Below are 24,659 nucleotides of genomic sequence, written 5' to 3' on the forward strand. Positions count from 1 at the left end.
ACGGGTTGCAAAAACAATCTTTCAGTGTGGCGGGTAAGCCTCGATGCGGATGCTATTTTGCTCGAAACCGCTTGAATATACTGATAAATAGCGAGTCACGTACCTATTTGCAGGAGGAGCTTGCGCCACCCGCCCACCGGATCGTCTAGACACCGCGCAAACCAACACCCCGGGCTTGCCCCGACAGGTCATAGAAGTTTTATATGGAACAAAGCCTTACGCGTTATATCTGGTCGCACACGAGGCGGCAGCAGCTTTTCATTCTGCTGATCGTGGCCCTGTCCATGATCCCCTACTTCCTCGCCTTCGATCTGCCCAAGCAGATCGTCAACGGCCCCATTCAGGGGGATGGTTTCGAAGGGGCGAACGCAACACAGCTTTTCATGCATCTCACGGTCGATATCCCTTATTGGGGCACCGTGACCTTGTTCCCCGGGCTCGAACTCAACCGCATGTCGATGCTGATGGCGCTCAGCCTGACATTCCTTGCGCTTGTCGTCATCAACGGGCTTTTCAAATATTACATCAATACCTTCAAGGGCCGCCTTGGCGAACGGCTTCTCCGGCGTGTCCGCTTTGAACTGATCGACAGGATCCTGCGCTTCCCACCCAGCCATTTCAAGCGGGTCAAGGGCGCTGAGATCTCCAGCATGGTGAAGGACGAGGTCGAGCCGCTAGGCGGCTTTACCGGCGACGCCTTCGTGCAGCCAGCGCTTCTCGGCGGTCAGGCGCTCTCTGCTCTCTTCTTCATCCTCGTGCAGAATTTCTGGCTGGGTCTGATCGCTGCCTTCATGGCCGCCATTCAGGTCGGCATCATCCCCAAGATGCGCCGTCGCCTGATTGAACTCGGTCGCCAGCGGCAGTTGAGCGCCCGCCAGCTTGCCGGGCGCATCGGCGAGATGGTCGACGGCATCGGCACCATCCACGCCTATGATACGTCAAATTTCGAGCGCGCCGATGCTTCCCACCGGCTCGGCGACATCTTCAAGATCCGTTACGATCTCTACCAGTGGAAGTTTCTGGTCAAATTCATCAATAACTTCCTCGCGCAGCTTACGCCCTTCTTCTTTTATGCGCTTGGCGGTTATCTCACCCTCAAGGGCAGCCTCGATGTTGGCCAGCTGGTCGCCGTCATCAACGCCTACAAGGAATTGCCCGGACCGCTGAAGGAACTGATCGACTGGGATCAGGCACGTCAGGATGTGCAGGTGAAATACGAGCAGGTCTTCGAACAGTTCAATGCCCCGAACATGATCGAAGAGAACGTGCAGAAACTGTCGCCGGGAACCGTCGCAGCCATCACCGCACCGATCGTCATCACCAATCTGACACTGGAAGACGACAGCGGCAGCCGGCTTCTGGAGCAGGCATCGCTGAAGATCGAGCCGGGTGAAGTCATCGCCATCGTCGGCGGCGCGGGAGGCGAAGCGCTTGCGGATGCGATCGGCCGTACACTCTGGCCGGCCTCCGGCAAGATCAGCATCAATGATGTCGACATACTGGAACTGCCGGAATCGCTGACGGGACGGCGCATCTCCTATGTCTCCTCGGACAGTTATTTTTTCCATGCCAGCCTGATGGACAATCTGCTCTACGGCCTGAAACACGCCCCGCTGGCAAACAAGAACTATGAGGGTGCGGCTCTGGAACACCGCAAGTGGGAAATCCGCGAAGCCAAGATGGCTGGCAATCCGCTGATCGACATAAACAGCGAATGGATCGACTACGCTTCCAGCCCGTCCGGTGACGGCAAACCGGAAAATCTCATTCGGGCAATCCTGGCCGTGCTCGACAGCGTGGAACTGTCGCAGGATATCCTCGAGTTTGCACTGCGCTCGTCGATCGACCCCCTGACCGACCTGCATCTTGCCGCCCGCATCGTGGAACTGCGGCATGTGCTGCGCGCCGAACTGGAAAAGGAGAACTTGAGCGGCCTCATCGCGCCTTTCGAGCTTGAGAGCTACAACAGCGAAGCGACGGTCGGCGAAAACCTGCTGTTCGGCACCATGCGGGACTCCTCCCAGACGATCCGGACCATCATCGAAAGCGATTATTTCCGCTCGCTGATGCGCGAAACCGGTCTTGTCAAAACCCTGTTCGAGATGGGTTACACGATCGCCGAAAACATCGTCGAAATCTTCGCCGATCTGCCGGGAGACCATCCCTTCTTCCAGCAGCTGACATTCATGACGCCCGATGACATTCCAGTCTATCAGCAGATGTTGCAGCGCCTGCAGGGCCGTGGTTTCGATGATGCCAATGAGAGCGAAAAACGCGCGATGCTGCGGCTGAGCTTCTTTTACATCGAGCCCCGGCAGCGTTTCGGCCTCTTGTCGCCGGAAATCATGAACAGGATCATCGAAGTCCGGCACATGTTCCATGAAAACCTGCCCGACAGTCTGAAAAACATCATCGAAATCTACGATCCGACGAAATATATGAGCGCCACCAGTCTGCTGGACAATATTCTCTTCGGCAAGGTCAGCCATCGTTATACCGATGCCTCGCGGCGTATCACCCACATCGTCGCCGATGTCATGCGCAAGCAGGGCGTCTACGAGCGTGTTCTGGCGGTCGGCCTCGATTTCAACCTCGGTGCCGGCGGCAAGCGGCTTGGTCCGCTGCAGCGCCAGAAGCTCAATCTTGCCCGCGCGCTGATCCGCAAATCCGACTATTACGTCTTTAATCGCCCCCTTCCCGGCCTCGATCCCCGACAACAGGAGGAAATTGTCGAGCGGGTCATCACACTCCTGAAACAGAACAACAATAACCCGTCAATCATATGGGTTCTGTCGAATGCAACGCTCTCACGCATGTTCGGCCGGGTCATATTCGTCCACCAGGGACTAATCACCGCCGACGGAAGTTACGAGACTCTGGCGCAGGAAAACGGTACATTCAAGGACATGGTCGCAACATAAGTCCAAGAACGTGGCCGAGGTGGAACAAGAATAGGGTAAGGCAATGCTCTTCAAAGACGAAATTCAAATGCTGAAACGCGTCCCGTTTTTTTCGGAAATGGAACCGTCGAAGCTCAAACTACTCGCTTTTGCATCGGATCGGGTGTCCTATCATACGGGTGACGTGCTGTTCCGGCAGGGGGATGTCGGCGATGCGGCCTATGTGGTTCTGACCGGCAAGGTGGATGTTCTGGTCGATTCCCCATCAGGCACATTGAAAGTGGCGGAAATGACCGGCAACGCCATTGTCGGCGAAATCGCCATCCTCTGTGACAGCGTTAGAACCGCAACTGTGCGCGCCTCCACCAATGTCGAAGCCCTGCGGATCGGCAAGGAGCAGTTCTTCAAGCTCATGTCCGATTTCCCGGATATCACCATAAAAGTCATGCGCGTTCTTGCCGAACGCCTCACCCAGACGACGACGGAACTCAGCAAGGCGCGCGCAAGCGCCAGAACATGAGCGGCAATTCCTTGCTACCCCGACGGGCGATATTAGAAAAATAAATGTCGCACCATTGCAATATAAATGAAATGCTGACTGAATAAGAGGTAAAGGCATCCGCCAGAAAAGGCGGATATAAAAATCTGTAGAGACAACGGGCTTCATGGGGGAAGCGTGTAAGATTCCGTTGTTATTGGGGTGTGTCATGGCGTTCGATTCCGACACAGCAAGTCGGGAAAGTAATAGAAATTTTCGGGTAAAGATCTGGGGCGCGCGGGGAACGCTTCCTGTTTCAGGTGAAAACTTCCGAAAATATGGCGGCAATACCATCTGCATCGAAGTACGATGCGGAGATCATGTTCTTTTGTTCGATGCGGGGTCTGGGCTTCATCCCGCCGGTCTGGCGTTGCGGGCGGAAGGCATTACCAACGTCGATCTGTTCTTCTCGCACTGTCATTACGATCACATCGTCGGCTTCCCCTACTTCAAGCCGTTTTACAACAGCTGCAACGACGTCGCTATTTGGTCCGGTCACCTGGCAGGCATCATGACAACGCGGGAAATGCTCAAGGATTTCATGAGCCCACCCTGGTTCCCCGTGCCGCTGGAGGTTTGCTGCGCAAAAATGGTGACGCGGGACTTCATGCCCGGCGACACGCTCAACCCGCGCCCCGGCCTTTCAATCAGAACCGGAATGCTCAATCATCCCGGTAATGCCATCGGCTACAGGCTGGACTGGGAAGGAAAATCCCTCGCCATCATCACCGATACGGAGCATGAGCCGGGCAGCATCGACGAAACCGTGCTCGATCTGATCAGGGATGTCGATCTTTTCCTTTACGACGCCATGTTCACCGACGACGAAATGGGCCTTTATCGCGGTTATGGCCATTCGTCCTGGCAACAGGCGATCCGCCTTGCCAAACTGGCCGATGCAAAAAATGTCGGTTTCATACACCATGCCCCAAGTCGCAGCGACGAGGAGCTGGACAGTATCGAAAAACAGGCGAAAACCCAGTTCGGTGGCGCATTCGCTGCCATGGACGGCCAGATAATCGAACTCTGATCGCGGTCACCGCAACCTCCTGGTCTCGGCGAAAGTTTGGGTGCCTGGCAGCGTCCCCAAGTCGCGATTGCAATCGTGCGTCCAGAAAATTTCCAATAAAATGCGCAGCGGTTTTATGTCCGGACGATGCGTAAAACAAAAGGCGAGAGCATACCGAACGGCTCCTTTTTAAACAGGACATGCGCCGGCGACATTCGAACACGCACAATTGACCGTTGCCAGCCTTTTGCTCCACGATATTGCCACGAGATTCCCTGCACTAAGGACGTCACGGCTTATTAAATGATGATTCTGCGCTGAGCGACCACATGATGGGATTTGCATGATCCGTTTCTTTTCGGAGACCAATTTGAGACGGGCCCGGATTTTATCCGGTCTCATCATATTTGCTTTTGTATTTTCCCATCTTTTCAATCACTCCCTTGCACTCATCTCCATAGACACCGCCGAACGGGCCCGAAAATGGTTCAGCCTCATCTGGCTCAACCCCATCAGTAGCCTGCTTTTTTATGGCTCGGTTCTGGTGCATGTCTGCCTTGTTCTGCGCTCGCTTTATCTGCGCAGAACATTGCGCATGCCGTTGCGCGAAGCGCTTCAGGTCATTTTCGGCCTGTCGATCCCGTTTCTGATCATCGGCCACGCCGTCAATATCCGCGTGTCGCATATGATTTATGGCATCGATGTCGGCTACTACTCGGTCATCCGCAGGCTGTGGATCAACAACCCGATACAGGGCGCGTGGCAAAGCCTCGCCTTGATCGTCATCTGGGTCCACGGATGCATCGGCCTGTATTTCTGGCTACGTTACCGCGACTGGTACCCGCGCATAGCCGGGCTGTTCATGACGGTGGCGGTGATGCTGCCGCTTCTGGCGCTGCTGGGCTTCAGCGATGCCGGCCGATGGCTGGCGGAGATCGACGAAAAATATGCGCTTCCTCCGGGGCTCGTCGACAATACCATTCAAAAAGACGAGTTACCGCTGCAACGGGAAATGGAGACGCAGATTCGGTTCATCACCGGGACGGCGGAAACGTCGTTTATCGGCGCGGTAATGCTGGTTTTCGTCCTGCGCGGCGTGCGCAGCTGGCGGCAACGGTTGACGGCCATCGAAATCCGCTACGAACATGGCGCACAGGCGCGTGTGCCGGCCGGGCTGAGCATTCTGGAGGCCAGCCGGCTTGCGGGCATACCGCATTATTCGGTCTGCGGTGGCAAAGGGCGCTGCTCAACCTGTCGGGTCAAGATTCTGAACAGCAAAGGCCCGCTTCCGCCACCCGGAGACATAGAGCAAACCACATTGCGACGCATCCATGCCGATTCGGATGTGAGGCTCGGCTGTCAGCTACGCCCCACGAGCGATCTTGGTATCGCGCTTCTCGTTTCGCCGCCCCAGCAGAGCGACCTGCCGGTCGATGCGCAGCTGGCCCGCCCCGGCCGGGAAGAGGAAATCGCCATCCTCTTTTGCGATCTGCGTAACTTCACCACGCTGTCCGAGGCGAAGCTGCCCTATGATGTCGTCTTCCTCCTGAACCGTTATTTCACCATCGTCGGCCAGGCCGTCGAGCACGCGGGCGGCCATCTCGACAAGTTCATCGGCGATGGAGCCATGGCTCTTTTTGGACTTGGAGAGGACGAGGAACATGCCTGCCGCAATGCGATGAAGGCGGCCGCCACCATATTGCGCGATATCGCAATCTTGAACGAGGGGCTGGAGAAACAATTCGCCGTCCGTCTCGAAGTTGTGGTCGGCATTCACGCCGGCCCAAGCATCGTCGGTGTCATGGGATATGGCGCCGCAAAAACCCTGACGGCTATCGGCGATACCGTCAATGTCGCAAGCCGGCTCGAATCCAAGGCCAAGGAATTCGGCGCAGCCATCGTTGTTTCCGAACCGGCGCTAACGCAGGCAGGGCAGGATATCGCCGACCTTCGCAGCGAACAGATCACCATCCGCGGACGGAACTCACAGATGAAAGTTTTCCTGCTCTCGAAGGAAGAGAGCGAACGTTATCTCTAGGACAAGGCCCGGGCGGTTGCTGTTTACCTGCGCAGGTTCAAATCTTGCGATAGAGAAAATAGCGGTCCCTTGGCACGCTTTCCGGCACCGGCAGCGGGTTCAGCAGGGGATGCTCCAGCGGCAGACCGCTGACGGCGATGCCGCCTTTCGCCAGAACGCCCGCGGCAAGATCCGGCAACCACGTCAGTGTAACCGCGTCCTTTTCCGGATAGCCCGTGCCGATATCGGCATGAACCATCGCCGCATCTGCACCGATGAAGGCAGGCGCGGTCTCCGAGATTTCACCAATAACAAGATCCTCAGGGGCCGGAACCGACGAGGCATGCGCACCCATGGCCCTGTCGAAAGCGATGATACGACGGCTGGGAAACAGTTCGTGCAGGTGATTGAAAGTGCGTCCGTTTCCGAGACCGATTTCCATCAGTGCACCCTCTTCTGGCAGATCGAGATCAGCCGCGAGGTGGTTGAGAATATCCCGCTGCGCGGTCAACCGGCGAATAAAACTGTCCAGTCTGCTCATGGTCCGTCCGTATCAGGCCTTGATGATGTGTTTTGCAGCAATATCTCGCCGCGCAAAGACATTTCGCGTGTCGATGATCAGCGGCGCCCATTCACTGAGCGCGGCATAATCAACATTGTCATGGTCGGTCGCCACGAGAACGGCATCGAAAGCGCCGATCGTCCGACTGTCCCATGGCACCGATTTCATGCCCATTAGGTGGCTGTATTCCCGGGTTTTCGGGATTTCCGCCACATGCGGATCATAATAGGCGGCCTCGCCACCGCGCTCCTGGATAAGTTCGATGAGCTTCAGCGAGGGGCTTTCGCGAATGTCGGGCACGTTCTTCTTGTAGGCGAGACCGACAACCAGAACCTTCGAACGGCTGAGCGCCTTGCCGGAATGAATATCGAGCGCTTCCGCAACCCGCCCGACGACGTGACGGGGCATGCCGGTGTTGATTTCCCCGGCAAGCTCGATGAACCGCGTCGGCAATTCATATTCGCGTGATTTCCAGGTGAGGTAGAACGGATCGATCGGTATGCAGTGGCCGCCAAGGCCCGGACCGGGATAAAACGGCATGAAACCAAAAGGCTTGGTTTTTGCCGCGTCGATCACTTCCCATATGTCGATGCCCATGGCCTCGTAGACGACCTTGAGTTCATTGACGAGCGCGATATTGACGGCACGGAAGACGTTTTCGGTGATTTTCACCGCCTCGGCCGTGGCGTTTGTCGAAACGGGCACGATCTTTTTGACAACCGATCCATAAAACGCGGCCATCAGTTTTCCAGCCGCTTCGCCATCACCGGCAACGACCTTCGGAATGGTCGAAGTCTCGAAATCACGATTGCCGGGATCTTCCCGCTCGGGCGAAAAGCCGATGAAGAAATCAACGCCGGAAACCAGCCCGCGGCTCTCCAGAATGGTCTTCACCACCCCATCGGTCGTGCCGGGATAGGTGGTCGATTCCAGAACCACGAGCTGCCCCTTGCGCAGATGCGCGGCAATATCCCGGCAGGTCTTTTCGACATAGGAAAGGTCCGGCTCGCGATATTTCGTCAGCGGCGTCGGCACACAGATGGCGATCACATCACATTCGGCCAGTCGGGCAAAATCGGCCGTCGCGACGAAGCCGTCGTCCTGCCTGACACTTGTCAGCACCTCATCGGATACCGCCTCGATATAGCTGCGGCCCGCATCGATCGCGGTAATTTTACCGGGGTCGATATCGAAACCGACGACCTTGAACCCGGCCTTGGCGACCGTCATGGCGAGCGGCAGGCCGACATAGCCAAGGCCGATCACACCCGCCTTGGCGGTTTTATTTTCGATGCTGGAAAGCAGGTTCTGGGAAATGTCAGAAAAAGTCAAAGCGTGTCACGCTCCGCGCATGTGCAAAAGATGCCTTTCAGTTGGGCAAGAATGGCCGGGCTGTCAAGGCTCGGCCCTTTCAAATTCCGGTTGACGCAGGAACCGCCGCCAACGCACAACCATCGGCATGAAGATCGCTTTTTATTCGCCGCTCAAATCGCCCAACCATCCCGTTCCCTCCGGAGACCGGTTGATGGCGCGCCTGCTGATGCAGGCGATGACGATGGGCGGCCATGCGGTGCTCGTTGCTTCAGAACTGCGCAGCTTTCTAAAGCAGGCGGATGACCCGGCACGAACCTCGCTTGCCGATGCAGCCGAGCGTGAAATCGAGGCGATTACCAAGCGCTGGAAACTGGAAGGCGCGCCAGACCTCTGGTTCTGTTACCACCCTTACTACAAGGCCCCGGATTTGCTCGGGCCGGAACTCGCCAGACGGTTCGATATTGCCTACGTCACCGCCGAGGCCTCCTATTCGCCAAAACGCAATGCCATGGGCTGGCATGCGGTGCAGGACGGGTTGCTAGCCGCATTGAACGCAGCCGCGGTCAATATCTGCTTCACCGCACGGGATCGCGAAGGGCTTTTGCGCGCGTCCCCAACCCTGCACTCTGCAATGCTGCAACCCTTTATCGATACCGAAAAGTTTGTTGCGAATGCCCCAAACCCGACGCCGGGGAGGCTCATCACCGTCGCCATGATGCGGGCGGGCGACAAGCTGAACAGTTATCGCGCGCTTTCAGAGGCCCTCGCTTTGTTGCCAAAGGATCTCGACTGGACGCTGGATATTATCGGTGACGGACCGGAACGCGGCACTGTGGAGGCCATATTCAGCACATTTCCCGACAATCGTCTTGTCTGGCACGGCGAAAAAACCGCAACCGAGATCGCCGCACTTCTTTCAAAAGCATGCCTCTATGTCTGGCCCGGCCATGGCGAAGCCTATGGTCTTGCCTATCTTGAGGCACAGGCCGCCGGCCTGCCGGTGGTAGCCGAAAAAGTGGCCGGCGTTCCCGAAGTGGTAAAATCCGGCACCACAGGATTACTGACACCGGAAAATGATACAGCCGCCTATGCCGACGCGATCAAGACCCTGCTCGACAATGACAGGCAGCGCGAAGAACTGGCAAAAGCGGCCCGCCAGTTCGTCGTCAATGAACGATCCCTGGAAAACGCCGCGACAGAGCTGAACCATATCCTGCTGCAAGCAAAGGCGCGAAGATCATGAGTGTGGAAAAACTGATTGCAGCGCTGGATGAATGCAGCCGGCGCGGCATGACCGCCGATCTCTGGCTTCGGGACGACGATGCCGTGGAGCCGACATCCGCGCTCGATACGCTGCTTGATCTTTGCCGCGGCTTTTCCGTGCCGGTAACCCTCGCGGTCATTCCCGAAATGACGACGGACAGGCTCGCGCAATATCTGGATGCGTCAGATATTGCCCATGTGGCCGTGCATGGCTGGTCGCACACAAATTATGCCGGGAACGGTGAGAAGAAACAGGAACTTGGCGCTCACCGGGAGCTTTCCCTCGTTCTCGACGAATTGCAATCCGGACTGGATAAACTCCACGACCTGCATGGCACACGTTTCGTGCCGATGCTCGTGCCGCCATGGAACCGCGTGGATGGCATTATCGTCGAGGGACTGGCGGTTCTCGGATATCGCGCCCTGTCCGTTTTCGGCCCGGAGAAAAACACCCTGCCGCCCCGTCTGAACACCCATGTCGATGTTATCGACTGGCACGGCAGCCGAGGCGGCCGCAACGACGATATCCTTTTCGCCGAAACCGCTGCCCGCATCCTGAGGACCGCCGAAGAGGGCGGCACCACCGGCATCCTCACCCATCATCTCGTGCATGACGAGAATGTCTGGCGATTTCTGCGGCGGCTTTTCGAAGCAACCAACAATCATCCCGCAGCTCGATGGCGCTCTTCCGGAGACCTCGTAGACGAAATCTCACCATGATTTCCAGGCGATCAGCAACCCATTCGCCTCGTTGAGCTTCTGCCGGAGCGCTTCGACCACCGCAACCGGCGTATGATCGGCAAGAGACGCGGCAACGAACGACGCCGGTGCGAGGCTGATGCTTCCCTCCCGGGCGATGACGGTAAAAATCAGCGGTCCGGTCGACCACCAGGCCGGTGCGCGCGGCATTTCCTGGAGGACACCGGAAAACGCCTCCAGCATCCTGCGAAAAACCGGATGGCCTGCCGGGGAAGCAATGAAGGAATTGGCAAGCAGCATGCTGCCCTGCCCCGTATCACGCGGCGTTTTTTCATCGAATGCCGTCAGCCCCACCAGAGGCAGGAAAGCCTCGAAGCTCACATCGTCCCGTGCCGGATACCAGTCGCAGTCTAGATAGATGCCGCCAAATCGTTCCAGTACAATATAACGCGCCACGTCCACCGCGCCCGGATAATCACCCTGATCGAGCATGGTCTTGAAGACGGCGTCTGCAAACACGCCTTCCCGCTCAAGGTCGGCCTCGCGCCAGAGACGGTAGCCATATCCGTGCCTCGCGGCATGAGCTGCCCAGGCTTCCACCGATACCGGCGGGGCTTTTTGACCGATCCATATCTGGTGGATGAACCGCGGCACATCCTCCCTGCTTTTGAGATTGACCGTGCGGCGCTCTTCCGGTGAAAACTGTGCATATTTCGCCAGCACATGAGGCGGCGGCACCAGCGTATACTGGTAACCGATCCTGGCAACCATATCGCCTTCCGCCTTGGCAAGACGCAGCCGCGCCGCATGCAGCCGGCGCGGCAGACCGAGCACCGTCCGCTCACCCATCAGGTGCCCGTCTTTTGCCGCAACCAGAGATAGGAGAAGCGCATGCGCTTCCGCATATTGGCCGTCATTTTGCAACTGTCGGGCTTTCTCCAGCTGCGCGTCATAATATTTCTTGTCGGACATGGATCCCCATCCAGAAACGCTCGTTAACATATCGCCAAACAAGAGCCGTCAGGCAAGCCATCGCGTTTCAGAAGCCGGCTTTGAATTTGCTGCACAATTCGATGTTTCAGAAGCATAGACAGACAACAAACCCTGCGATAACGTGCCTTTAAGCCCTCCTGAGCAAATTGTCACAAGGCAACGATAAAGAGACGGCAAGGAACCCTTTGGCATGAGCGCAGGCGCAGATTTGCTCCGTATTGAAAACCTGCGGGTCTCGTTTTCTCTTATGGGCGGCACCATTGATGCCGTGAGGGGCACCAGCCTTCGTATCCTTCCCGGAAAAGTCACCGCACTTGTGGGAGAATCCGGCTCGGGCAAATCCGTCATCGGCCAGACCATCATGGGCATCCATCCCAAGACGGCGCGTGTGAACGGCCGCGTGCTCTTCACAGATCCGGAGAATGCCGCAGCCGGCCCCGTCGATCTGTTGCAGTTGCCGAAAGACGGCCGGGAAATCCGCTCGATACGCGGAAATCGCATCGGGCTGATTTTTCAGGAGCCAATGACCTCCTTTTCGCCGCTGCACACCGTCGGTAATCAGATCGATGAGGCGCTGCGCATCCACAGCATCCTGTCACCGGCGGAACGCGCGGAAAAAATGTATGAAACGCTCGACCTCGTGGGGTTTTCCAAACCCAAGAAGGTCGTGAACATGTACCCCTTCGAACTATCCGGCGGCATGCGCCAGCGCGCCATGATCGCCATGGCGCTGATCTGTCGTCCGGCGCTGCTGATCGCCGACGAGCCGACGACAGCTCTTGATGTGACCATCCAGGCGCAGATCCTCAAGCTGCTGCGGGATCTGCAAAGCCGGCTGAATATGAGCATGCTGCTCATCACCCACGATCTCGGCGTGGTGGCAAACATCGCCGATGAAGTTGCCGTGATCTATCAGGGCGAGATCATGGAAGCCGGGACCGTCGACGAGATTTTCAAGTCGCCAAGCCATCCCTATCTCAAGGGCCTGATGGCAGCCGTGCCACATTTCGACATGAAGCCCGGCGAGAGGCTGAAGGCGCTACGCGAGATCAATGTTGATCACGAAAGCCTTGTCGGCAAAAAAACCGCTGCGGTGAACAAAACCCCCGGCCCGCTTCTGACCGTCGATAATATCAGCAAGACCTTCACGACCCGCAAGTCCAGCTGGTTCCGCAAAGGCGATGCCAACGCCACCAAGGCCGTCAACAGCGTCAGTTTTGAAATCCGCCGTGGCGAATGCCTCGGGCTGGTGGGCGAAAGCGGCAGCGGCAAGACCACCGTCAGCAAGATCCTCATGCGCGCCGTCCGCCCGGATGAAGGCTCCGTCACCTTCCACCGTCCGCAGGGCGACATCGACGTTCTCAACGCCAAAGACGGCGACCTCAAGGAACTGCGCTCGAAAATACAGATGGTCTTTCAGGACCCCATCTCATCGCTCTCGCCACGCATGACGGTCGGCAATATCCTGAGCGAGCCGCTGGAAATCCACGGGCGGGGTGATGCGAAATACCGCGCCGAAAAAGTTCGCAATCTCGTCAAGGCGATCGGCCTTGGAGAAAGCGCGCTGAACCGTTATCCGCACAGCTTCTCCGGCGGCCAAAGGCAGCGCATCGGCATTGCCAGAGCTTTGGCGCTTGGGCCAGAACTGCTGATCTGCGACGAACCCGTTTCTGCGCTCGATGTCTCGGTTCAGGCGCAAATTCTCAACCTGCTCAAGGATTTGCAGAAAGACCTCGGTCTCACCTACCTCTTCATCTCGCACAATCTGGCGGTGGTGGATTATATGGCCGACCGCGTGGCCGTGATGTGTGAAGGCCGCATCGTTGAGCTGGCGCCGCGGGAAATCATGATGCGCTCCCCCGTGCATCCCTACACGAAATCGCTGCTGGCGGCCGTGCCCTTTCCCGACCTCGACCGTCCGCTTGATTTCCGCACCATCGGCAAGATCAGCGCGACGGGCAAATTCGACTGGGGCAAACAGTTTCGTGACGAGGGTGATGGCGACATGATTTCCGCCGATCTGGGCGACGGCCATTTTGTTCTCGCAAACGGCAACGTCGATATCCGGGAGCTTCGCCCTTGATCACGCGCCGCACCACTCTCGCCCTCATGGCCTCCGTCTTCCTGCCGGCCTATGCGCGCGCCGCCTATACCGACCCTGATTATTTCAAGGAAAAGCGGGAAAAGGGCGAGTTGCCCGACGTTGCGGAACGTCTGCCGAAAAACCCCCGCGTCATGAATATGAAATCGCTCGGCCGCGAGCCGGGAAAACATGGCGGCTCCGTGCGCATGCTCATCGGCGGCCAGCGCGACATCAGGCTGATGCCGATCAGCAATTATGCCCGGCTGGTCGGTTATGACGAAAAATTCGAGCTGCACCCGGACATTCTGGAAAGCTACGACGTTCAGGAAGAACGCATCTTCACCTTCAAGCTGCGCGAGGGCCACAAATGGTCCGATGGCAGCGACTTTACCTCGGAGGATTTCCGCTATTTCTGGGAGGATGTCGCCCTCAACAAGGAAATCCATAAGGGCGGTCCGCCGATCGAACTTCTGGTCAACAACAATCCGCCCCTGATCGAAGTCATCGACCAGCTGACCGTGCGTTACACCTGGGAAGGCCCGAACCCGGATTTTCTGGCGAAACTTGCGGCTGCCTCGCCGGCGAGACTGTTCCTGCCCGCCGCTTATATGAAGCAGTTCCACATCAAATATCAGACTGCCGAAAATCTCGCCAAACTCATCAAGAAGAACAAGGCGGATGACTGGAGCGGGCTGCATATCAAGATGTCGCGGCAGGTGCGTCCGGAAAACCCGGCTTTGCCGACGCTGGACGCATGGCGCAACACGACCTCGCCGCCGGCCGAACAGTTCGTATTCGAGCGCAACCCCTATTATCACCGTGTCGATGAAAACGGCCTGCAGCTGCCCTATCTCGATCGCTTCCTGCTGAACGTCACCTCCTCCGATATCATCTCGGCCAAGACGGCATCCGGCGACAGTGACTTGCAATATTTCGGCCTCGATTTCGCCGACTACACCTTCCTGAAGGATGCCGAAAAGCGTTTCCCCTTGAAGGTCAACCTGTACAAGCGCTCGCAGGGATCACGCGTTGCGCTTCTGCCGAACCTCAATTGCGCCGACCCGGCATGGCGGGGTTATTTTCAGGACGTGCGGGTGCGCCGTGCACTGTCCCTTGCGATCAACCGGCATGAAATCAACATGGTCTGTTTTTACGGGCTGGCGAAGGAAAGTGCCGACACGGTTCTGCCGGAAAGCCCGCTCTACCGGTCCGAATTTGCCGAAGCCTGGAGCGCCTTCGATCGCGCAACAGCCAACAGGCTGCTCGATGAAGTGGGCCTCGACAAGCGCGACAATGCCGGCATAAGGCTCCTTCCAGACGGTCGTCCGGCCTACATCATCGTCGAGACGACAGGCGAGAGCACGCTTGAAACCGATGTGATGGAACTGGTGACGGATCACTGGCGGCATATCGGCATTGCGGTTTCCGTCCGCCCCACCCAGCGCGACGTCTTCCGCAAGCGCGCCATGGGCGGCGAGGTGATGATGTCGGTATGGATGGGCATGGACAATGGTGTGCCCACCCCGGACATGTTGCCATCCGGCCTTGCGCCCACCGGTGACGACCAGTTGCAATGGCCGGTCTGGGGCATCCATTATCTGTCCGGCGGCCGCGAGGGCAAGGAGCCCGATTTGCCGGAGGCGGCACATCTGCTCGACCTCCTGAAAAAATGGCGTCGAAGCGTCACAGAGGAAGAGCGCGAGGCCATCTGGCTGGAAATGCTTGGCATCTACACACAGCAGGTGTTTTCCATCGGCATCGTCAACGGCGCGCTTCAGCCTGTCGTCCATGTCAAACGCATGCGAAACGTGCCCGAAAAGGCGCTTTTTGGTTATGAACCCACATCGTATCTTGGCGTCTACCTGCCGGATGCCTTCTGGTACGACGGGGACGCCTGATATGCTGCGATATGTTCTCAAGCGCATCCTCGTGATGATCCCCACGCTGATCTTGATCTCGATGCTGGTCTTCACCATCATCGAACTGCCGCCGGGCGATTATTTCGAAAGCTATGTCGCCGAATTGCGCGCCATGGGCGAGACGGCCAACCTTGCCGAAATCGAGGAGCTGCGCGTCCGCTACGGTTTCGACCAGCCTGCTCCGATCCGCTACTTCCGCTGGGCGACTGGCATGCTGGTCGGTGATTTCGGTTATTCCTTCGAATATCAGCTACCTGTGAGCGATGTCGTCGGAGACCGCCTCTGGCTCACGGTTCTGGTGTCGTTCCTCACCATCATCGTCACCTGGCTGATCGCCTTTCCAATCGGCATCTACTCTGCCACGCATAAATACAGCTGGGGCGATTATGGCCTGACCTTTCTTGGCCTGCTCGGCATCGCCATCCCCAACTTCATGCTGGCGCTGATCCTGATGTATTTCGCCAATATCTGGTTCGGCATCTCCATCGGCCATCTGATGGACCGCGAATATCTGAACCAGGCGATGAGCTGGGCGAAGTTCAGATCGATCCTCGAACATATCTGGATACCCGTCCTTATCATCGGCACGGCTGGCACGGCCGGCATGATCCGCCGCCTGCGCGCCAACCTTCTGGACGAATTGCAGAAACAATATGTCGTCACCGCCCGTGCCAAGGGCCTGCACCCCTTCAAGGTCCTGACCAAATATCCGCTGCGCATGGCGCTGAATTTCTTCATCTCGGATATCGGCTCGATCCTGCCCGCCATCATATCAGGCGCGGAAATCACCGCCGTCGTCCTGTCGCTCGAAACCACCGGTCCCATGCTCATCAGGGCACTGCAGAGCCAGGACATGTATTTGGCCGGTTCGTTCCTGATGTTCCTGGCTTTCCTGACGGTGATCGGTGTTCTGGTGTCGGATATCGCCCTTGCCATACTCGACCCGCGAATCCGCTTCGGAGGTGGTAACGTCAAATGACTTCATCCATCCCGAAAGCAGGCGAAGCACTGCCCCATTACGTATCGACCGCACCTTTCGATCCATCCCTGATCGAACCGAACACGTCTGGTATGGCGGCCTTCAGCAAGGCGTCGCAGCTGAAACTCATGTGGTGGCAGTTCCGCCAGCACAAGATCGCCGTCTGGTCCGGCGCGTTTCTGGTGGTGCTTTATCTTTCGATCTTGATCAGCGAGTTCCTCGCGCCCTACAATCTCCATACCCGCAATATCGAGCATATCTACGCTCCGCCGCAGGCCATTCATTTGTTCGACAACGGAAAGTTTGTCGGGCCTTTCGTGTACGGTCGGGAAATGACGCTCGACATGGACAATTTGCGGCGTGTCTATCGCGACGTGCCGACGGATGTTCAGCCGCTGCGTTTCTTCTGCAAGGGCGATACCTACCGTTTCTGGGGCATGTTCGAAGGCAGAACCCACTTTGTATGCCCCGCTGAAGGCGGTGAAATGTTCCTGCTCGGCACCGACCGCCTCGGACGCGACGTGCTGTCGCGTATCATCTATGGTGCGCGCATCTCGCTCACCATCGGCCTTCTCGGCGTCGCCATGAGCTTCGTTCTCGGCATTGTGATCGGCGGTCTCGCCGGTTATCGCGGCGGCACCTTCGATCTGATTGTCCAGCGCATCATTGAGGTCCTGCAATCCATTCCAAGCATTCCGTTATGGCTGGCGCTTGCGGCGATCATGCCGGTGACCTGGAGCCCTGTCCTCGTCTATCTCGGCATCACCATCATTCTCGGCATGCTGGACTGGACGGGGCTGGCGCGTGCCGTGCGCTCGAAATTGCTGGCGCTTCGCGAGGAAGACTATGTTTTGGCTGCACAATTGATGGGTGCGGGCACACCGCGCATCATCGGCAGACATCTTATTCCCGGCTTCATGTCGCATCTCATCGCCTCGGCCACATTGACGATACCGGGCATGATCCTCGGTGAAACTGCGCTGAGCTTCCTCGGCCTTGGTCTGCGCCCGCCGATCACAAGTTGGGGAATTCTGCTCACGGAAGCGCGCAGCGTCAGCGTCATTGCGCTATATCCGTGGCTTCTCATACCGACGATCCCGGTCGTTCTCGTCATTCTGGCCTTTAATTTCTTCGGTGACGGACTACGTGATGCTGCGGATCCCTTCAGATAAAATGGAACACGCCTTGATGAACTGCCTTTCCGCCATCGCCTTTATCGTGAAAGGCAACAAGAGGTGTGGCCCATGACCTCCCGTTTGAACGACGCGCGTATTCTCATGTACAGCCACGATTCTTTCGGCCTCGGACATCTGCGGCGGTGTCGCACGATCGCACATGCGCTGGTGGAAGATTATCGCGGCCTCAACGTCCTCATCATTTCGGGAGCCACCATTGCCGGCGCTTTCGATTATCGCGCCCGCGTCGATTTCGTGAAAATCCCGAGCGTCATCAAGCTGCGCAACGGCGAATACACCTCGATGGACAGGCATATCGATCTTCAGGAAACCCTGAAGATGCGCCGCTCCATCATTTATCATACGGCCGAAAGCTTTAAGCCTGACATCTTCATCGTCGACAAGGAACCCATGGGCCTGCGCGGTGAAGTGGAGGAAACCCTAGCTTATCTCAAGGGACAGGGAACCAAGCTCGTCATCGGCCTGCGCGATGTCATGGATGCGCCGCAACTGCTCGAAGCCGAGTGGAAGCGTAACAACGTCATGACCAAGATCGGCCAGTTTTATGACCATGTCTGGGTCTATGGCCCGCCGGATTTCCACGACCCGCTGACGGGACTGGATGTTCCCGAAAATGTTCGTGACAAGATGGATTTCGTCGGCTTCCTGCAGCGATCCAAAACGCAGGCAGAAACCGTGGCGCATCGGCCGGAAGGCGATTACCTTCTCATCACCACCGGCGGCGGCGGCGATGGTAGTGAATTGATCGACGATGTCATCAACGCCTACCGCCATGATCCGGAACTCACCCACAAGGCACTGGTGGTTCTCGGCCCCTATATGCCGGCGGATCAGCGTCAGCGCTTCATGAGCAGTGTCGCCGATATTCCGCATATCGAGATCATCGAATTCGACAACCGCATGGAAGATCTCGTCGCCGGCGCCCAGGCCGTCGTGTCGATGGGCGGCTATAACACCGTCTGCGAGATTTTGTCCTTCGACAAGCCCGCCCTCGTCGTGCCGCGCACCGTCCCGCGGGAAGAGCAGCTGATCCGCGCCAGCCGCGCCTCGGAACTCGGCCTTTTCGACATGCTTTTGCCGGAGGATGCCGAAAACCCCGCAAAAATGGCGGAAGCTCTCAAAGCCCTGCCCGGCCGTGCACCGCCCTCCGTCAATTCGCGGGAGCTGAAGCTCGACGGTCTGGAAAATATATCGAAACGGATCGCCGAATGGCTGCCGCCCGAGGGCGAACGGACGCCGATCACACTCTCCGCGTGACCGGCTCCCCGACAACCACCGCTTCAAAAAGAGACACGCGCAACGTGACCGATACAAAAAAAATCGTGGTGCTCCTCAAGGGCTATCCGCGCCTTTCCGAGACTTTCATCGCCCAGGAACTTCTGGGACTTGAAAAGGCCGGACTGAAACTTGAACTCATGTCCATGCGCCGGCCGACAGACAAGAAACGTCACCCCGTTCATGACGAAATCCGCGCACCCGTCACCTACCTGCCGGAATATCTGCACGAGGAGCCGCTGCGCGTCCTGAAAGCGCTGTGGGCCTGCCGCAAGAAGCCGGGCTTCACCAGCGCGCTCCGCCGTTTCTTCAGTGATCTGCCACACGATCTCAGCCGCAACCGTTTCCGCCGTTTCGGTCAGGCCGCAGTACTCGCGCATGAATGGCCTGTGGATGCCGAGTGGCTGCATGTCCATTTCATCCACACCCCCGCCTCGGTCGCCGCCTATACCCATTTGATCACCGGCACACCCTGGACGATTTCCGCCCATGCCAAGGATATCTGGACCTCGAATGATCGCGACCTTGCCGCCAAGCTGCAAAGCGCCCGCTGGGCCGTGACCTGCACCGCCGGCGGTTTTCAACACTTGCAGACCCTTTCGGGGGAGAAGCAGAACGTGCATCTCAGCTATCACGGGCTCGATCTAACCCGTTTTCCGCATTTCGAAACATCGCGACCGGCAAGAGACGGATCGGACGCAGATGATCCGGTTCGGATTTTAAGCGTCGGTCGGGCAGTCAAGAAAAAAGGCATCGATATTCTGCTGCAGGCGCTGGCCTCGCTGCCGCAAGACATCTATTGGCGTTTCACCCATATCGGTGGCGGCGACGAACTTACGGCACTGAGGAAACTCGCCGACGAGCTTGGCATCGCCGACAGGATCGTCTGGACCGGCGCCATGGACCAGAAACAAGTGCTGGAAAACTACCGGGAAGCTGATCTCTTCGCGCTTGCCTGCCGCATTACCAGCGATGGCGACCGTGACGGCCTTCCCAATGTGCTGGTCGAAGCCGCCAGCCAGGCGCTGACCTGCATTTCCACCAATATTTCAGGCATTCCGGAATTTTTCGTCTCTGGCGAAAACGGTCTGCTGACGGAACCGGAAAATCCGACCGCCTTCGCGCAGGCTCTGCGCAGCGCGATCACCGATCCGCAATTGCGCCAGCGTCTGGGCAGTGCCGCCGAGAATCGTGTGCGAACCGCTTTCGACCACCGCACCAGCATTAGCGAGTTGAAGGCTCTGTTCGAGACCGAGTGGGAAAAAGCACCATGAGTGAACCGGAAAAGCGTCCTTCCGTCTTCTTTTATGTCCAGCATCTTCTGGGCATCGGCCATATCGCCCGCGCCAGCCGCATTGCCAACGCGCTTCAGGCAGATGGTTTCGATGTCGTTCTGGTGACAGGCGGCACCCCGGTTCCGGGCTTTCCGGGCGAGGGAATCCGCCATGTCGAGCTACCACCGATCGCCGTCAGCGACGGCAGCTTTTCCGGTCTTGTCGACAGTTCCGGCAAGCCGGTGGACGACGCCTTCAGGAAGCTCAGAACCGATATGCTGATTGGCGCCTATCATGGTGCAAAACCCGATATCGTCATCATCGAAGCTTTCCCCTTCGGCCGCAGGCAGGTGCGGTTCGAATTGCTGCCGCTGCTGGACGAGATCGAGGACAGCGAACCGCGCCCGCTGGTCATGACATCGCTGCGCGACATCCTGCAGGAAAAAACCAAGCCGGGTCGGGACGAAGAAACCGTGTCACTGGTGAAGAAACATTTCGATGCCGTGCTGGTGCATGGCGATCCGAATTTCGCCCGGCTGGAAGACACCTTCCCCCTTGCTGGCGAGATCAGCCAGCGCATCGTCTATACCGGCCTTGTTGCCCCGCTTCCACCGCCGCAACCGGCGGAGAAATTCGATATCGTGGTGTCCGCCGGCGGTGGCGCGGTCGGTGCAGCACTTGTCCGGGCCGCCCTTGAGGCAGCACCACTGCTGGACGGCATCGGGAACTGGTGCCTCGTCACTGGCCCCAACATGCCCCAGGTGGATTTCGACGCGATTTCGGCTGAGGCACCGGACAATGTCTCTGTCTTCCGTTTCCGCAAGGATTTCGCAAGCCTGCTCGCCGGCGCGCGGCTTTCGGTTTCACAGGCGGGTTACAACACCGTCTGCGATATTCTTCAGGCCAAATGCCGCTCGCTCCTCATTCCCTTTGCAGCCGGTGGCGAAACCGAACAGAGCGCCCGTGCCGAGCGGCTCGCGCGGTTGGGGCTCGCGCAGGTTCTGGAGGAAAAGGATATCTCCGCGCAATCCATGGCCGATGCCATCACGGCGGCATTGGCCCTGCCGGGACCGGACGCAATCCACCTTGATCTCGATGGGGCGGCCGGTACGGCTAGAGCTTTGCGCCGCCTTTATGATGAGCGCTAAGCATCGCCTTTAATTCGCGAACCGCCGCCTCATCCGTGCCCTTGCGCCCATCGCCGGTGAAACCGAGCTTCGCCACCCGGCTTTCCGGGTCGTAAAATGGGACGGCAGAACAGGATGCGTGGATTTCCGTAATCGGAAAGCGATCCAGCAATGCCTGCACGCTCTGCGGACGCACGCCGGCACCCGGCATGATGACAATCCGACCGGCTGCTTTCTCGGATAGATGCGCCAGCGCCTCTATCCCTTCAAGCGCCGAGCGCGCGCCGCCGGAGGTCAGAATTCTCGGGAAACCAAGCGCGATGGCCGCCTCCAGCGCTTCATCCATATTGGGAACGACATCGAAGGCGCGGTGCAGCGTCATATCCAGCCCATCGGCGTGACGGCGCAGTTCCTCGAGCAGAGCGATATCCAGCGAGCCATCGACAAGCGATGCGCCAAGCACCAGGCCGGAAAGGCCTGCCGCACGTGCCGCGTCGATATCGCGTTTCATCACATCGGCTTCATCGCGCGTGAACACGAAGTCACCGGCGCGCGGCCTGATCATCACGCTGACGGGCAATCCACAGGACGCCGCCCGTTGCATGAAGCCGGCAGACGGCGTTACACCGCCGCCGGAAAGCGCAGCGCATAACTCGATCCGATCGGCTCCGCCCCGAACCGCCGCTTCCAGACCGGCCACATCGTCCACGCAAATCTCGAGAATCATCCTAACCTCTTTCATTTGAACGTGCCCTGTTTACGCACTGGACCATTTGAAAACCGCCACACTTTTGGGTTCGACGCTCTACCTGCGGCGACCCATCCCATCAAGCGTGTAGAGCATATAAACACCGCCAAGACCCACGATGGCCCCCAATATCGAGGTACCCGAATAGGTGGAGACCATCGTTCCCAGAGCAAAAATCAAAGCGCCAAGACCTGCGCCGAGGAAGATATTGACCGCGATCAGCGAGCTTCCAAGCCCCGGCCGGTCCGCGATCAACTCCTGCAGATAAGTGATGGGGATGCTGATGATGGCAGCAGCCCCCAGCGCGCTGATGAACGTCTGCGCGTAGATATGCCAGGGTTCAGTCGCAAGCCCCTGCAGAATGAGGTAGGCCGCATAAAGCACCGCTCCCGCCGCTAATGTCAGTGTTTGCGGCACCTTCTTTTCGATCCAGCCCCATAAGAGAATGAAGACGATTTCCAGCGCAGCAACGATGCCCGCCACGATGCCGATATCGGCAACCGTGCCCTTCGCCTGGCCCGTGATGATGAGCGAACGTATCGAATCATTGAGATGCAGCATCGAGCAGATGAGCGCGATGGCGATGATCCGCAGCAATACCCGCCGTGATCCGATTTCCGCAAGCGAGGCACGCAGACCGAAACGCGCTTCCGTATTCACTACCGCCGGCGTGGCGGCCCGGGGCAGGCAGAAGGCGACGAGCAGAAAACAGACAAGTGCGCAGAGGCCGGAAAACAGGAAGGCCGTCAGCATATTGCCGGAACTGATGAGAAAAATGCCGACGATGCCCGGCACCAGCACCCATGACAGCGAGATTGTCGCCCGCATGATCGAGTTCACGGCAATCATGTCGCCCGTCGAAAGATTGCGGGCATCGGCGCGCACATGCGCGAAGATCAGCGAGTTCATCGCCCCGAAAATCGGCAGGAGAATGAGCTTCGCGCTCACAAAGGCCGTGGCATTCCCCGCCAGATAAACCAGCATATAACCGCTGACACCGAACAGCGCGATGAACAGCATGGGTTTGCGATATTCGCCCAGCCTGTCGGCGACAATGCCCATCAGCACGCTGGCGCTGACATTGATGATCGCGGCAAACAGCATCAGAAGGGAATAAACGGTGTTGCTGAGCCCGATTTCGCGAATGCCGATGACCGCCTGATAAGGTGCGGTCGCCGCATTCGAAAATCCGAAAAACAGGATGGCGAGCGCCCCGATGCGGATCGACGGATTGTTGATGACGATGGAAAGAGCCGACGGCATGGATATTCGCCTGAGATGATCCGGCCCCGCCGGATCGCTGGATAAAAGCTACCGGACCGCTGTCATCGCCAGCGGGCCGAAAGAATGGGTTCGGGCATATAATCGAAATGCGGCTTCCATGGGTAAAAATCCCCCTCCCGGCGACGGTTGGGAAGGTTTTCGATATCCTGATTGATAACGCCTTCCGTCAGCGCCATCAGGTTGGGATTGGCGATCGGCGCAAGCTCCGGCGAAAGATAACCCGACTTGACGACCAGCAGCTTCACCACCTTCGGATCAAAACCGAGACGCGTGAAATCCGAAATCATGTGATAGGGCCTGCGTCGCGCCGCCAGAATGACGGTGATGCCGCCGATACCTACCACCGCCTGCCGCTGATCCGCAGCGCTGGAATCATCCAATTTCAGGACCTTGGCTTCAACAGTGACCGAAGGGCTTTGCGGATCGAGACTGCCGCCGATCTTCAGGGAAAGGCTCGCCCCCTCGCCTGCCGCAAAGCAGGCTTCGACCGCCGGTCGGTCGGTTATGCCGCCCAAGAGAGCACCCTGCCAGTTGCGCGCAATCAGCGCCGCCAGAACATCGGCACGATCGCCGACCCCGCCACCGGTTGGATTGTCGCCTGAGTCAGCGAGAATGATCGGGCCGGTAGCCGTCTTTTCTGCAATATCCAGAATGGCCTCGAGCGGCTCGGTCACAGGACCGAAACGAAAATTCTGCCGGGCATCCCAGTAAGATTGCGCGATTTCGGCCGCAACGGCCTGTGCGGCCTCTCGGTCCGATCCCGTCACCACCGCGCAGGCCGTCGCCCGTGGCTCGTCCGCCCAGACGTAACCAATCATGAAATTCGCGTCCCAAATGCCGGGCCGGGTGTCATAGCCCGGCAGAACCTCATAAAGGCTTTTGGCCGGTTCATCTTCGGTGGACGTCTTTTCACCGGGCAGGAGAACGGGAATTTTCGCCCAAGCCACACCGGGCTTTTCACCCGTTTTCAGGGCCTTGAGCAACATTGTCCAAGCCCGCACCATCGTCTCACGCACATCGATATGTGGCGCGGTTCGGTAGCCGGCGAATATATCCAGCTGATCGACGATCGTCTGGCTGACATTGCCATGCAGGTCGTAGCTCGCGGAAATGATCACATCCGGCCCGACGACGGCGCGAGCGCTGGAAATCCAGTCCCCTTCTGCGTCATCCATGCCTTCGACATTCATCGCGCCATGCATGGCGAGATAAAGCCCGTCGAGCGGCGGGCAAGCCTTGAGACGGTCAAGAAACTCCGCCTTGAATGCATCATAAGCCACCCGTGACACCGGACCGCCCGGCACCGCACGAGTGTGCAGAAGCGGCAGCACGTCCGCCCCGCCTTCGCCGAGAAAATTGAAGTATTCGGCCTCCAGAAGCTCCGTACCGCGAAAGACGCGAAAATCCTGCTCGCCCATCAGCACCGGCGAGTAGGTGCTGCATTCGGTATGGATTCCACCAACGGCAATACGCATGGCA

19 protein-coding genes are annotated in these 24,659 nt (G+C 58.2%); 13 read left to right on the top strand and 6 right to left on the bottom strand.

Annotation, left to right across the window (positions count from 1 at the left end):
- The first annotated feature begins 203 nt into the window (after nt 1–203).
- The 4 genes from M0412_RS17415 to M0412_RS17430 all read left to right on the top strand — a co-directional run bounded on the left by M0412_RS17415 (nt 204) and on the right by M0412_RS17430 (nt 6,485).
- A complete protein-coding gene (locus tag M0412_RS17415; protein WP_142842343.1) occupies nt 204–2,921 on the top strand; it encodes an ABC transporter ATP-binding protein in 2,718 nt (905 codons plus the stop codon).
- A 43-nt stretch (nt 2,922–2,964) separates the two neighbouring features.
- Complete coding sequence (locus M0412_RS17420) at nt 2,965–3,420, top strand: cyclic nucleotide-binding domain-containing protein (protein ID WP_046799488.1); 456 nt, start codon at nt 2,965–2,967, stop codon at nt 3,418–3,420.
- Nucleotides 3,421–3,766: 346 nt separating this feature from the next.
- On the top strand, nt 3,767–4,468 hold the full coding sequence (locus M0412_RS17425) for an MBL fold metallo-hydrolase (RefSeq protein WP_269701289.1): 702 nt from the start codon (nt 3,767–3,769) through the stop codon (nt 4,466–4,468).
- 322 nt (nt 4,469–4,790) lie between these two features.
- Nucleotides 4,791–6,485, top strand: coding sequence for an adenylate/guanylate cyclase domain-containing protein (locus tag M0412_RS17430; protein ID WP_142842341.1), 1,695 nt, complete (start codon nt 4,791–4,793; stop codon nt 6,483–6,485).
- A gap of 37 nt (nt 6,486–6,522) precedes the next feature.
- On the opposite strand, the gene M0412_RS17435 is transcribed toward M0412_RS17430, so the two are convergent.
- Nucleotides 6,523–7,005: a class I SAM-dependent methyltransferase gene (locus tag M0412_RS17435; RefSeq protein WP_142842340.1), complete on the bottom strand. Its 483-nt coding sequence runs from the start codon at nt 7,003–7,005 to the stop codon at nt 6,523–6,525.
- Between the two features lie 12 nt (nt 7,006–7,017).
- A complete protein-coding gene (locus M0412_RS17440; protein WP_161991393.1) occupies nt 7,018–8,358 on the bottom strand; it encodes a nucleotide sugar dehydrogenase in 1,341 nt (446 codons plus the stop codon).
- 127 nt (nt 8,359–8,485) lie between these two features.
- Between M0412_RS17440 and M0412_RS17445 the strand changes: the two genes are divergently transcribed.
- On the top strand, nt 8,486–9,583 hold the full coding sequence (locus M0412_RS17445; protein ID WP_142842339.1) for a glycosyltransferase family 4 protein: 1,098 nt from the start codon (nt 8,486–8,488) through the stop codon (nt 9,581–9,583).
- Nucleotides 9,580–10,323 carry a polysaccharide deacetylase family protein gene (locus M0412_RS17450; RefSeq protein WP_142842338.1) on the top strand — a complete coding sequence of 248 codons (744 nt, stop codon included), beginning with the start codon at nt 9,580–9,582 and terminating at the stop codon, nt 10,321–10,323. The genes M0412_RS17445 and M0412_RS17450 overlap by 4 nt, the downstream gene beginning before the upstream one ends.
- Here the strand turns inward: M0412_RS17450 and M0412_RS17455 are convergent.
- Entirely contained in the window at nt 10,315–11,274 is a 960-nt protein-coding gene (locus M0412_RS17455) for a glycosyltransferase family 32 protein (RefSeq protein WP_161991392.1), read from the bottom strand. The genes M0412_RS17450 and M0412_RS17455 overlap by 9 nt on opposite strands.
- Before the next feature lie 211 nt (nt 11,275–11,485).
- Here M0412_RS17455 and M0412_RS17460 point away from each other — a divergent pair, with 211 nt between their 5' ends.
- The 7 genes from M0412_RS17460 (at nt 11,486) to M0412_RS17490 (ending at nt 21,169) form a co-directional block, all read left to right on the top strand.
- Nucleotides 11,486–13,378, top strand: a complete 1,893-nt coding sequence (locus tag M0412_RS17460; RefSeq protein ID WP_142842337.1) for an ABC transporter ATP-binding protein — start codon at nt 11,486–11,488, stop codon at nt 13,376–13,378.
- The gene (locus M0412_RS17465; RefSeq protein ID WP_269701282.1) at nt 13,375–15,276 is read left to right on the top strand and encodes an ABC transporter substrate-binding protein; all 1,902 of its coding nucleotides are present in this window, start codon (nt 13,375–13,377) and stop codon (nt 15,274–15,276) included. Before M0412_RS17460 ends, M0412_RS17465 begins: the two co-directional genes overlap by 4 nt.
- Before the next feature lies 1 nt (nt 15,277).
- Nucleotides 15,278–16,276, top strand: a complete 999-nt coding sequence (locus tag M0412_RS17470; protein WP_142842335.1) for an ABC transporter permease — start codon at nt 15,278–15,280, stop codon at nt 16,274–16,276.
- The gene (locus tag M0412_RS17475; protein WP_269701280.1) at nt 16,273–17,448 is read left to right on the top strand and encodes an ABC transporter permease; all 1,176 of its coding nucleotides are present in this window, start codon (nt 16,273–16,275) and stop codon (nt 17,446–17,448) included. Before M0412_RS17470 ends, M0412_RS17475 begins: the two co-directional genes overlap by 4 nt.
- Nucleotides 17,449–17,520: 72 nt before the next feature.
- Nucleotides 17,521–18,729, top strand: coding sequence for a glycosyltransferase family protein (locus tag M0412_RS17480; protein ID WP_269701278.1), 1,209 nt, complete (start codon nt 17,521–17,523; stop codon nt 18,727–18,729).
- Between the two features lie 44 nt (nt 18,730–18,773).
- Nucleotides 18,774–20,021, top strand: a complete 1,248-nt coding sequence (locus M0412_RS17485; RefSeq protein ID WP_269701275.1) for a glycosyltransferase family 4 protein — start codon at nt 18,774–18,776, stop codon at nt 20,019–20,021.
- Nucleotides 20,018–21,169 (top strand): glycosyltransferase family protein, encoded by a 1,152-nt coding sequence (locus tag M0412_RS17490; RefSeq protein WP_269701273.1) that lies wholly within the window; start codon nt 20,018–20,020, stop codon nt 21,167–21,169. Before M0412_RS17485 ends, M0412_RS17490 begins: the two co-directional genes overlap by 4 nt.
- Here the strand turns inward: M0412_RS17490 and M0412_RS17495 are convergent.
- The 3 genes from M0412_RS17495 to M0412_RS17505 form a co-directional block, all read right to left on the bottom strand.
- Nucleotides 21,135–21,875: a copper homeostasis protein CutC gene (locus M0412_RS17495; RefSeq protein WP_269701271.1), complete on the bottom strand. Its 741-nt coding sequence runs from the start codon at nt 21,873–21,875 to the stop codon at nt 21,135–21,137. The two genes, M0412_RS17490 and M0412_RS17495, sit on opposite strands and share 35 nt — an antisense overlap.
- A gap of 78 nt (nt 21,876–21,953) precedes the next feature.
- Nucleotides 21,954–23,159, bottom strand: coding sequence for an MFS transporter (locus tag M0412_RS17500; RefSeq protein ID WP_269701269.1), 1,206 nt, complete (start codon nt 23,157–23,159; stop codon nt 21,954–21,956).
- A 62-nt stretch (nt 23,160–23,221) separates the two neighbouring features.
- Nucleotides 23,222–24,655: a M81 family metallopeptidase gene (locus M0412_RS17505; protein ID WP_269701267.1), complete on the bottom strand. Its 1,434-nt coding sequence runs from the start codon at nt 24,653–24,655 to the stop codon at nt 23,222–23,224.
- Between the last annotated feature and the right edge of the window lie 4 nt (nt 24,656–24,659).

It is taken from the genome of Agrobacterium sp. O3.4, from assembly GCF_041414895.1.
GTDB classification, from domain to species: Bacteria; Pseudomonadota; Alphaproteobacteria; order Rhizobiales; family Rhizobiaceae; genus Agrobacterium; species Agrobacterium cucumeris.

Excerpts from the sequence above, each read along its gene's own strand:
- M0412_RS17470 (WP_142842335.1), top strand. The coding sequence starts at position 15,278 with ATGCTGCGATATGTTCTCAAGCGCATCCTCGTGATGATCCCCACGCTG.
- M0412_RS17500 (WP_269701269.1), bottom strand. The coding sequence starts at position 23,159 with ATGCCGTCGGCTCTTTCCATCGTCATCAACAATCCGTCGATCCGCATC.
- M0412_RS17455 (WP_161991392.1), bottom strand. The coding sequence starts at position 11,274 with ATGTCCGACAAGAAATATTATGACGCGCAGCTGGAGAAAGCCCGACAG.
- M0412_RS17460 (WP_142842337.1), top strand. The coding sequence starts at position 11,486 with ATGAGCGCAGGCGCAGATTTGCTCCGTATTGAAAACCTGCGGGTCTCG.
- M0412_RS17430 (WP_142842341.1), top strand. The coding sequence starts at position 4,791 with ATGATCCGTTTCTTTTCGGAGACCAATTTGAGACGGGCCCGGATTTTA.
- M0412_RS17445 (WP_142842339.1), top strand. The coding sequence starts at position 8,486 with ATGAAGATCGCTTTTTATTCGCCGCTCAAATCGCCCAACCATCCCGTT.
- M0412_RS17415 (WP_142842343.1), top strand. The coding sequence starts at position 204 with ATGGAACAAAGCCTTACGCGTTATATCTGGTCGCACACGAGGCGGCAG.
- M0412_RS17495 (WP_269701271.1), bottom strand. The coding sequence starts at position 21,875 with ATGATTCTCGAGATTTGCGTGGACGATGTGGCCGGTCTGGAAGCGGCG.
- M0412_RS17480 (WP_269701278.1), top strand. The coding sequence starts at position 17,521 with ATGACCTCCCGTTTGAACGACGCGCGTATTCTCATGTACAGCCACGAT.
- M0412_RS17450 (WP_142842338.1), top strand. The coding sequence starts at position 9,580 with ATGAGTGTGGAAAAACTGATTGCAGCGCTGGATGAATGCAGCCGGCGC.
- M0412_RS17435 (WP_142842340.1), bottom strand. The coding sequence starts at position 7,005 with ATGAGCAGACTGGACAGTTTTATTCGCCGGTTGACCGCGCAGCGGGAT.
- M0412_RS17490 (WP_269701273.1), top strand. The coding sequence starts at position 20,018 with ATGAGTGAACCGGAAAAGCGTCCTTCCGTCTTCTTTTATGTCCAGCAT.
- M0412_RS17420 (WP_046799488.1), top strand. The coding sequence starts at position 2,965 with ATGCTCTTCAAAGACGAAATTCAAATGCTGAAACGCGTCCCGTTTTTT.
- M0412_RS17505 (WP_269701267.1), bottom strand. The coding sequence starts at position 24,655 with ATGCGTATTGCCGTTGGTGGAATCCATACCGAATGCAGCACCTACTCG.
- M0412_RS17475 (WP_269701280.1), top strand. The coding sequence starts at position 16,273 with ATGACTTCATCCATCCCGAAAGCAGGCGAAGCACTGCCCCATTACGTA.